The following is a 10,705-nucleotide window of genomic DNA, read 5'->3' on the forward strand; positions in this document are numbered from 1 at the left end:
GGCAATGGCAATGGCAATGGCAAGGAAGATGATGGAGAAATTTATTCCCTTGGCTCTCTACATATTAGATCTATATCGACTGATTTTTCAAGTGCAAATCAGGTTGTTTCTGGCAACAAAATTGTATCATCTTCATTTGTAACGTATGACGATTTTAGTTCCTCTGATATAGATTTTGTGGATTTCTCTTATAGTCAGACATATACTAAGTACACAAGTAATGAGACGCTTTCGAATGAAATTTTGGCGCTCCCTGACTTGTGTGGATATGGACAATTAACAAACCTGAGAAGGAGCATGGCCGCCGATCCGGTGTTACTGAACGATTTAAAGACATTTTCAAATGATAAAACAGATACAACAGCATATATAGGCAATTCCATAGCAAATATACTATTCGAATGGGCAGGTGTAAGTTCAGTTAATCCTTGGGGTAGGGGTGGAAATATTGATGGAAGAGAAGTTGCTTTTTTAGAGAAATTTACGGGTATCACATTTCTTGATGCGCACGGTGATCTGTATCCGAAATATACGATTCAAGCATATGATTTAAAAGAAAGCTGGAACTCGGTTTTTAATGGAGAAGCCGCAAGATTAATTGTTCAAGAAAATAGGGATCTATTTTCTGATTTTATATTTGACTCGTCAAATGATATTATGCGTTCCAGCGTTGATTTTGCAGATATTATAGCTGATATCGCTACAAAAATTGGTACGTTTTCAGTTTCCTCCGCGACTGACTGGGCCGTTATAACCGTTCTAGATGCGTATTTTTCAGATTGGAAAAGAATTGATGACCTAGTGGGGACATCCGTTGTTCCGCAAAATCAGGAAGACTATAACAGCTTATTAGAAACCCAGATATCCGGGCTTTCCCCATCAGTTTTAGCAGACATACGGTCTCTGACCTTCAACGGAGCGATGTCAACCGATCAGACGAATGGGGCTGGCGTATATAATTTTGAAGAAAATCAAGATGCATTGGAGATTATGTCAAATGCGGGAGAGGATAATAATGTTACTAGTGTTTTGAGTATAAAATCAGGAATTACATCAACAGGTTTTGTTGTTACGACAGATTTAAAAGGTAATGTTTATATAGAATCAACGGAAGGAAACTCTGGATATATTAAGATCGATTATATGGCAACAGTTGGCGCGAGCGGTAACCAGCAGTATGGTGTGAACAGCGTTTCCTTCTCGGACGGCGTAGTTCTTACAAGCGCACAATTATTAACTTTAGCAGATACAGCGTCAATAAATAATCAGTTTATTTATGGTTTTAGGCCCGATGCACAGTTCACATATAATTTGGGATGTGGAAACGTTGAAATTAATCAGGATGCTGGCTGGAATATTGCGACAAGAGCAAAGCTTACTCTTGGAGATGGTGTCTTACCTAACGACATACATGTCGCAAGCGATGCAAGTGGGAATGTTTTTTTAGAAAACCAGATTACTCATGATGAAATCAAGCTTGATCGCATGGTCGCATTTCAAAATGGAGGTGTTCAGGAGTACGGCGTATCAAACATATATTTTACCGATGGTACTATATGGAATACTCAGGAAGTTGTAGAGAAGCTTAATATAGGAACGTCAGGAAGTGATAACTTGTATGGCGTTCAAAACGGAAGCGTAGATGATTTTGACGGCAAGGGCGCGCCGTCCGGCAGTCAGGATTACATCCAGGGCAACGGTGGTAACGACACCTTCGTCTACAACGCGGGTTACGGCCATCTGGAGATCTACGAAGCCAGCAACGCCGGCGACCAGAGCGTGCTGCAGATGGGAACCGGACTGACAGCCGCCGATATCGCAGTGACGTCGGACAGCTGGGGCGATCTTTTCCTCACCGATGGCACGGCCGGAGACCGGATCGAACTCGACGACGTCCTGCGCGGCGGCAATACCGGACCGCAGCTCGTCACCTTCACCGATGGCACCAGCCTGACACAGGCGCAGCTGATCGACCTTGCCACAACCGGGACCACAGCTGCTGACAGCATATACGGTCAGCAGGGCAAGGTGGCGCAGACCTTTGACGGCAAAGGCGCGCCATTTGGCAGTCAGGATTATGTCAGCGGCAACGGTGGTAACGACACCTTCGTCTACAATGTCGGTTACGGTCGTCTGGAGATCTATGAAGCCAGCAACACCGGCGACCAGAGCGTGCTGCAGATGGGGGCTGGACTGACAGCCGCCGATATCGCAGTGACGTCGGACAGCTGGGGCGACCTGTTCCTCACTGATGGGACGGTCGGGGACAGGATCGAACTCGACAACGTGCTGCGCGGTGGCAACAGCGGACCGCAGCTCGTTACCTTCACCGACGGCACCAGCCTGACACAGGCGCAGATGATCGGCCTTGCCACAACCGGAACGATAGCAGCCGACAGCATCTACGGTCAGCAGGGCAAGGTGGCGCAGACCTTTGACGGCAAAGGCGCGCCGTCCGGCAGTCAGGATTATGTCAGCGGCAACGGTGGTAATGACACCTTTGTCTACAATGTCGGCTACGGCCATCTCGAGATTTACGAGGCCAGCAACACCGGCGACCAGAGCGTGCTGCAGATGGGAACGGGTCTGACAGCAGACAACATCCGAATAGCCTCATCAGGCACCAATCCATCTGATGTACAAATCTATGATGCTAGAGCAGGAGACATTGTTACTCTTGATGACTTGCTTTCCAGCAGCTTAGATGGTCCCCAAGCCATAAAATTTGTTGACGGCTCATCTATTACACGTGCTCAGATCGTCTCCGATGCGCAGTCGTCACAAGCGTTCTCCGCAGCATCTGGAAACGTGACTTTACGCTCGAATGCCACTTCTATAACCGTGACGGGTGATGCTGGCTCTGAAAATCTCTGGTTCCAGCAGCAAAATCAGGATCTGTTGATCGAAATCACGGGAAGCAGTTCCGTAATGCGTGTTTCCGACTGGTTTGCTGGAAACAGCAGTCTTGCCTCTATTTTCACCACGAGCGGGCAACAGATAGAAGGGGGCTATCTGAAGGATATGGTTGCTGAGATGGTGGATTGGTCGAAGGGAAATTCTGCATTCAACGCCGCTAGCGTAAGCAGCCTTCCCGCAGACGATGTCCTACAGAGCGCAGTGCAGCGCGACTGGCAGGAAACTCAGGGGTATGGGAGCTAGCGCTATTTTGACAGAATGTATTGTGGGGTCTGAAGGAAAAGATTCCCACAATGCGGGCATTGCCCGGTGGGTGTTCGCAGGATGCGATCAAGACTGGGCTGTGGAGTGGGCCGGTGACTCTTTTTTCCGGCCTACCGCTATGAGATTAGAAACCATTCTAAAGATTTTATCTGGTCAGACGATCACATAGTCAGCTCTACCTAACTCGATGCGTTCCACAAACCGTGTGACCGCGCGATCTGCTGCAGCAAGAGCCTGCTCCAGATCCGTATAATCCAATGGAGGCAACTCATCCCGCTGGATACGTGACGGAACGGACGAAGACGTGGGCGATGCGCTTTCCCGTGGGCCATCCGTCGTCTTGCCCCGACTTCGGCGTTGCGGTGGCCTGATGCAGTCGCGGACGCCTTCAAACGCTCGCATCGCGAACAGCCGTCGCGCCGAGCGGTTCGTGATTTCCACGACGATACCCTCTCTCTCGAGCCGTTCGAGAATCTGCAGAGTGGCGTTGATCGAGAGGCCGGTTCTTTGGGCGATTGCTGTCGCTGACGCCATGGGATGCAGCATCAGGAGATCGACGACCAGTCCGGCCCGGCTTGTTGAGCGTTGCCCCTGCACAGCACGCCTCGCAAACGTCCAGGCGTGTTCCATGCGCGATAACAGATCCTCAAAGCAGATGGCTTCGTTGCCGAGTTCGGTGAGAAAGTCAGCGATCCACTCCGCACGATCCGTTGGCGCATCCGACCGGAACGCTGCAGAGGCAGTCAGAGGAACAGGCGCGGTAAAAAGGCCGGCATTCTGCCATGCGTTGACCAGAGCTGCCCGCATGGCCGCGCGGCTGCGGTTCATGTTCCAGATCCAGCGATAGTAGGCTTCGCCCGCCTGCAGGAGGATACCCAGCCCCGGATCTTCTGCTTCGATAGCCCGTGTCGCGGCGTCGATTGACCGCTGACGACGTCCGCCCGGGTAAGCCAGCCAGGCATACAGATCATAGGCGGCCCACGAGGCGTCATGCTGAAACATCCGGTCTTCCGCGGCATCGGGTTGACGAAGAGGGAGACCTTCGAGGACCGCCACGAGACGCCACGGGTCAATATGGTATCCGTCGGTTGCCGCCTGAGCGCTTACGGTCTGCAGTCTTGCGCGCAGGAGAAAGGCGGGCAGTAACGGGTGGCCTCGCAGGCGTTGATCGAGGCGTCCAATGGCAACGGATGCGCGGACCAGGACAGAGGCCACCGTTGCCAGTGGCAGGGACTGATGCCGTTTTGTCATGGCTCGGACCTGAGGTTCGTCATCACGAGAAAAGGTTCAAGAAAGAACGCCAAGGATGGTCCTGTGGCAGGGACCGCTCGAGACGCTCCTTGGTCGCCCGGATGGAAGGGGCGTTCCGGTCAATGGCGTGACACTGTCCAAACAGCGATAGTCTGACCGCTTCCAGCTCTTTACGTCGGATCAGTTGAAACGGTGAGAGACCACGGAGCGCGCTTTCTGTTTCTGTCAGTGCCCGCAAAAGATTTCGCACCTGTATCTCGGCTTGCGGCAGACCATAGTCATTCCGGTCATCGGGGAGATGACGATAGGTGCTGGCGTACGGGTGCCTGACCGCACCAAGCCGGTCCTCTTCCATGATTTCCAGAGGTGACCAGGTCAGTTCGGTCATGTCGATGCACGACCATGGGATGCGTGACGGGCCATAGACCTGTTTCTGTATCCACGGTGCCTCCTCGAACAGGAGAAGTGCTTTACCGAAGAGCCAGTCGTCATCACGCCATTGCAGAGAGGTCTCCCTGACAGCGCGGCGTGGAATTCTCATGAGCACAAACGACAGGCCCGGAAACGACGAACCACGAAAATGGGTGCGCGCGAGTGATTCATTTCTCCACACGGACAGCGAGTAGATCCTGTGCCCTTTTGCTACCAGCGGTTCGCGGCGGACATATTCCTGATGACGATATTTTCCGCTCCAGACGCACGCGGAAAGATTGTTACCAATTTCTGCCTGCATATGCAGCAGGGTCCGTCGGGCCTGATAGCGAAAAAGATAATCAGGATCATCAACATCCGGATCAGTAGAAAGTGACATAAGAGATGACCCGCCTGCAGAAAGGAGTTCAGAGATTCATCTCTCTGCAAGACGCTTCGTCATGTCAATTCATGTTAAGACACCATTAGGTTCAAACAGCGCAGAGCTCCTGAGACAAGCCCCCTCTCCCCACCCTAGTTGCGATAATACCCTTTATCGCAAGTAGATGGGCTCCCGGAAAAAGGGAGGTTTGTCGAAGTTCCTTAATTAGGAGAATTCCAGCATCCACGCCGATCTTGCCTCCCAAAAGTATCCTTATTCAGGTTACAAGGTGTCCCTTAATTAGGTGACAGGCCGCCCGTTTCACGCAAGCCTATATCGTGAAAAAGATCCGTTCGGTGTCCGTTTTTGGGGGGGCAAGCCGAATGTCGGCTGTCAGGCATAAAAACCCGACCTGACAGAGAGGCAGATCCGCATCCATAAACGCGTTACGTCCCGCGTCTGATCCGGGCCTGCCGAACAGGGTTTTCAATTATCGTCTTGCCCTGCACACTCCCTTTTCCAGATGTCCCGGTATAGGAAAACAAGGAAAGGGACAGGCCAGAGGAACGGAAAACTGCCGTGTAAAACCAGCCCCGTGGCGGCGGCCATCACGCCAGCCAGAAAAGCCGCCCACGAAAGCAGCGGTAGAAAAATGCTTCCGGCGACAGGGCGAGTATTCCTGTCCGGCGCAAGATATGACGCCACCCATTCCGCAATTCCCGATGCGGCTTTCAACAGGTTTGTCGTCACGACGATCGTGGGCATGGGCGTGCCGGAGAATTTCGCGATCGTTTCGCCCTGAACGGCCAGAAGTGCTGGCAGGACGAGAAATTCTCCCCAGTAACGCAGGGACGATCCATGCACGATCTGCGCCAGAACCATGAAGATCGTCATCACCATGACCCCATAAGCTGGCGACCATAACAGCCGCATCAGGCCGGAGAGGATGGCGGCAAGGAAAAATACGCCCAGCACACCGACCAGAATCAGGCCGTGCTGCCAGCTCCCACTGATAAACGAAGCGCCCATATGCGTGGTGTTCCCGGTCATCGCGCCTGCAAAGACACCGCCCAGATCGACGAAACTCAGGGCATCCACATAGCCTGCGACAAGACCGAGAATGAGAACCCGCCGAGCGGAAACCGAGACGGGAAGAAGGGAGGACGACATTACTGCGGCCGAGATACGGATGACGGATAGAGCTTTCGGGCGACCCGTTCCATGGTCAGACCCTGCACGATGATGGTGAACACCACCACACCATAGCAGACCGGCAGCAGCAGGTTGCGCAATTCTCCGGGCGGTAGACCTAGCGCCAGTGAGACCGAGATGCCCCCACGCAGGCCGCCCCAGGTCAGGATGCCAAGAACACGGCCCCGTTCCCATTGCCGGAGATGGACCGGAAGGGTCGAGAACAGCACGCTCAGTGCTCGTACTGCAATGGAGAGCGGGATCACGGCAAGCGTCGCCAGCACCGTAAACAGATGCGGCGTGATTTCCAGAATTTCAAAGCCGATGAGCATGAACAGCAGGACGTTCAGTACCTCGTCGATGAGGTTCCAGGCGATGTCGAGTTCCTTGCGTGAGGCTTCATCAAAAATGGAGTGGCTGTAACGTGTTCCGAAACAAAGACCAGCCACGACGACAGCGATCGCGCCTGACATGCTAAGCTGGTTAGCTATGCTGAAGGTCCCGGTCGCAAGTGCCAGCGACGTCAGCAGATCAATATGCGGATCCCGCTGCGCCTTGAGCACACGAAGCGCGATCCATCCGGTCAGTGCACCCAACAGACCACCACCAACTGCCTCACGACAGAAGCTGAACGCGATCTCCGAGGCAGTTACGCCCTGACTGTCTCCGGTCGCCAGTCCGATCGTCACACCGAAAATGACAACCCCTACGCCGTCGTTGAACAGACTCTCGCCAGCGAAAACGGCCTGAAGCGGCCCCGGCAGGCCTAGACGCTTCAGCATGCCTACGACCGAAACCGGGTCAGTGGGTGCGAGGATGGCACCCAGCACGATGCACCATGCGAAGGGAATGGCGTGGCCCAGAAGGGGAAAGACGTACCACGCCGTGATCGCAAGAAAAGCGACGGCCAGAACGGTTCCCATAATGGAAAGAGCCGTTACCGATGCCAGCCTGGCGCGCAGATGCCCGACATCGACCTGCATGGCTCCGGCAAACAGAAGAAGCGATAGCGCACCATTCAGAAGTGCAGCAGGCAAATTGATGGCGCCGAGCACAGATCGCGGAAGGGCCAGAAGATCATAAGCCGGAATCAGCGGATTCAGGATCATGACCAGCAGCGATGTCAGCAACGAGAAGACAAGCACGCCAATTGTGACTGGAACGCGGAGCGTATGGTGATTGAGAATGCTGAAGCCTGCCGAGAAGCTCAGCAGCAGGGCAAAGAGGCTGATCGTATCCATGTCCTCACCGCTGGCCGCTGAGGCGCTTTGCGTCAAGAAAAACCGGAAAATGGCCCGCTACCGGGAGAGTTCGACGGGTCGATGAATGGCAGAAGCGAAGGCGGAAGGCGCCGTCGTCACCCAGTCAGCGAGTCGTAACTTCAAACCAACCATTCACCAATTTGTGATTTCTCATTTTGCGAACAAAACGCCGCCACATGTACGCCTGACTACGCCCCAGTACGCAGCAACCGACACACACCGACAACCCATTGAAGTGGCTATATTTTTCCGGTTGCACGGCGTTTCTTAGCGCGTGATGCTGCTGTCCTCTCCAGACGGAAAGGGCAGGACGATGACGGACGAAAACCGCATATCGAACGCCGGACCGAATTCTCCGGTCAACGATAACGAACCCGGCAGCAATATCCAATCCATTCCTCCCAATCCGGCCATGAAGGCGCGAACGGACGCACTGATCCTCGTCCTGGCGCGCCTGCTGGGGCGACAGATCGCCCGCGAGGAATTCGAGCGGCGGTTGGACCAGATCGCCAATGACAACGATCCCGCCAGCAAAGCCAGGCCGGAGCGGGAGGAGTGAGATTATCCTTGAGAAAGAGGTATTATACGTATAATTTGGGCATTGCCATTCCACCAATAGGATACCCCGCTCATGCCTACCGTCGGCGCCCTCGAATTCCAGCGCAAATTCGGCGAATTCCAACATCAGGCCCAGCGCGAGCCGGTCGAGATCACCCGCCATGGCCGCCGCGAATATGTGCTGTTGTCCGCAGATCATTATGACTGGCTCCGCGCGGCGGCCCAGCGAAGCCACCGGACGGAGGACGTGTCCAACGTGGTGCTGGCCGCCGTGGAGCGCGCCGACATGGACCCCGAACACGCGCATCTCGACGAGTTGCTGAAATAAGGGCCGTCCGTGTCGTTTCCCGAACCCAAACCCGGCCTCGTGGTCCGTTACGACTATCTGTGGACGCATGAGGCCACGCGGGGACAGGACCAAGGCAAGGATCGTCCCGCCTGCCTCGTCGCGGCCAGCGACAGTATGCTGCGGCCCCGCTATGTCGTGTTTCTGCCCATCACCCACACGCCGCCTTCCGGCGATACGGTCGGGATCGAGATACCGGCGAAGGTCAAGGCGGCGATCGGACTGGATGATGTCCCAAGCTGGGTCATCGTCTCGGAGCACAACGTCGATGAATGGCCGAGCAGCGGCGTGTCGCCGGTCCCCGGCAAAGCGGGTGTTTTCGCTTACGGCTTCATTCCTCCGGGCCTGTTCACCCGGATCAAGGCGGAGTTCGTGGCCCTCGCCCGACAGAAGAAAAGCGCCGTCGTGCGTCGCTGAGCATGGAGAACCTATAAGGATAAAGGAAGTAAAGTCATGACCCGTGTCGCGCTCTATGCCCGCTATTCCTCGGACAACCAGCGGGCGGCTTCGATCGAGGACCAGTTCCGGCTCTGTGAAGAGCGCGCCACGCGCGAGGGCTGGCGGGTGGTGGATACCTACCGCGACGCGGCGATCTCCGGGGCCAGCATGATCCTGCGCCCCGGCATCCAGACCCTGCTGCGCGACGCCCAGGCCGGACAATTCGATATTGTGCTGGCTGAGGCGCTCGATCGCGTTTCCCGCGATCAGGCCGACGTCGCCACCCTGTTCAAGCGCCTGCAATTCGCGGGAGTGCAGATCGTCACCGTGGCGGAAGGCGAGATCAGCGAGCTTCACGTCGGCCTGAAAGGAACGATGAACGCCCTGTTCCTCAAGGATCTGGCCATGAAGACCCATCGCGGGCTGCGCGGGCGCGTCGAGGCCGGCAAATCCGGCGGCGGGATCTGCTACGGTTATCGTGTCGTGCATCAGATGGACGCACGGGGCGAACTGATCCGGGGCGAACGCGAGATCGACGACGCGCAGGCGGAAATCGTCCGCCGCATCTTTCGTGAGTTTGCGTCCGGACGCAGTGCGCTTTCCATCGCCGGACGCCTGAACGACGAAGGCATCCCCAGCCCCACGGGCGGTAAGTGGAACAACACCACCCTACGGGGCAACGCCCTGCGCGGCACCGGCATCCTCAACAACGAGCTTTATATCGGTCGGCTGGTCTGGAACCGCCTGCGCTATCTGAAAGACCCGCAGACGGGCAAGCGCGTCTCGCGACTGAACCCGCAATCAGAGTGGATCGTCACCGAGGTTCCGGATCTACGGATCATGGACGATGATCTCTGGCAAGCCGTCCGTGCCCAGCAGGCACTGATCGCGGAAAAGAGCGTGAACATCAGCGCCGGTATCCGCGCCTCCAACAATCGCCTCAATGGCCAGCGCCGCCCGAAATCCCTGCTCTCCGGTCTGGTGTTCTGTGGCGTGTGCGGCGGTCCCTGCTCGATCCGGGGCGGCGACCGCTTCGCCTGCTCCACCCATATGGACAACCGCTCCTGCACCAACAAAACCACCATCCGCCGTCCGGAACTGGAAGACCGCGTGCTGTCGGGTCTCAAGGACCGACTGATGACGCCCGAAGCGGCGGCGGAGGCGATGCGCGCCTATGTCGAGGAAACCAATCGCGCCAACCATGAGCGTCGCGCCAGTACGGCGGGCTGGCAGACGGAACTGACGAAACTGCGCAAGGGGCTGAAACAGATGCTCCAGGTGATCGAGGATGGCGGCTATACACGCGGCATGGTCGAGCGCATGCGCGAGATGGAGACCCGAGAGGATGAACTGGTCGCCCTGCTCGCTGCCCAGCCCCAGGACGTGCCGGATATCCATCCCAACGTTGCCGGAATCTTCAAACACAAGGTCGAGCGGCTGGCGGAAACCCTGAACCATCCCGAGGAGCGGCAGGAAGCCTCAGAGGCCATCCGGGCACTGATCGAGAAAATCGTCGTCACACCCGGCAAGGTTCGGGGCGAGATACACGCCACGCTGCATGGCGAACTGGGCACGCTATTGGATTTCGCCGCCTCGCACGGTCAGGGAGCCAAAAACACGAACACTCCCGGAGCCAGGGCTTCGGGAGTGTCGGTATCGGGTATTGCGGGGGCCTGCAACCAAAGA

General features: G+C 55.9%; 8 protein-coding genes and 1 pseudogene. 5 read left to right on the forward strand and 4 right to left on the reverse strand.

Going from position 1 to position 10,705, the window contains the following annotated elements; all coding sequences use genetic code 11:
- Window positions 1–3,159, forward strand: a pseudogene (locus B3759_RS13670) (hypothetical protein); the annotation flags it as partial.
- A gap of 174 nt (window positions 3,160–3,333) precedes the next feature.
- Here B3759_RS13670 and B3759_RS13675 read toward each other — a convergent pair.
- From B3759_RS13675 to B3759_RS13690, 4 genes are all read right to left on the reverse strand, one after another.
- The gene (locus tag B3759_RS13675) at window positions 3,334–4,431 is read right to left on the reverse strand and encodes a winged helix-turn-helix domain-containing protein (RefSeq protein ID WP_291366648.1); all 1,098 of its coding nucleotides are present in this window, start codon (window positions 4,429–4,431) and stop codon (window positions 3,334–3,336) included.
- Between the two features lie 22 nt (window positions 4,432–4,453).
- Window positions 4,454–5,242, reverse strand: a complete 789-nt coding sequence (locus B3759_RS13680; RefSeq protein WP_291366650.1) for a hypothetical protein — start codon at window positions 5,240–5,242, stop codon at window positions 4,454–4,456.
- Between the two features lie 468 nt (window positions 5,243–5,710).
- Entirely contained in the window at window positions 5,711–6,394 is a 684-nt protein-coding gene (locus tag B3759_RS13685) for a YoaK family protein (RefSeq protein WP_237913976.1), read from the reverse strand.
- On the reverse strand, window positions 6,394–7,656 hold the full coding sequence (locus B3759_RS13690) for a cation:proton antiporter (RefSeq protein ID WP_291366653.1): 1,263 nt from the start codon (window positions 7,654–7,656) through the stop codon (window positions 6,394–6,396). The genes B3759_RS13685 and B3759_RS13690 overlap by 1 nt, the downstream gene beginning before the upstream one ends.
- A gap of 334 nt (window positions 7,657–7,990) precedes the next feature.
- Here B3759_RS13690 and B3759_RS13695 point away from each other — a divergent pair, with 334 nt between their 5' ends.
- The 4 genes from B3759_RS13695 to B3759_RS13710 all read left to right on the forward strand — a co-directional run.
- Window positions 7,991–8,236: a hypothetical protein gene (locus B3759_RS13695; RefSeq protein WP_180952785.1), complete on the forward strand. Its 246-nt coding sequence runs from the start codon at window positions 7,991–7,993 to the stop codon at window positions 8,234–8,236.
- A gap of 72 nt (window positions 8,237–8,308) precedes the next feature.
- Window positions 8,309–8,563, forward strand: coding sequence for a type II toxin-antitoxin system prevent-host-death family antitoxin (locus B3759_RS13700; RefSeq protein WP_099347873.1), 255 nt, complete (start codon window positions 8,309–8,311; stop codon window positions 8,561–8,563).
- Window positions 8,564–8,572: 9 nt separating this feature from the next.
- Window positions 8,573–8,998 carry a hypothetical protein gene (locus tag B3759_RS13705; RefSeq protein ID WP_099347872.1) on the forward strand — a complete coding sequence of 142 codons (426 nt, stop codon included), beginning with the start codon at window positions 8,573–8,575 and terminating at the stop codon, window positions 8,996–8,998.
- 36 nt (window positions 8,999–9,034) lie between these two features.
- Window positions 9,035–10,705: recombinase family protein (locus B3759_RS13710; protein WP_291366657.1), on the forward strand; the 1,671-nt coding region annotated here is incomplete at its 3' end.

The sequence above is a fragment of the Acetobacter sp. UBA5411 genome (assembly GCF_002409645.1).
Lineage (GTDB): Bacteria > Pseudomonadota > Alphaproteobacteria > Acetobacterales > Acetobacteraceae > Acetobacter.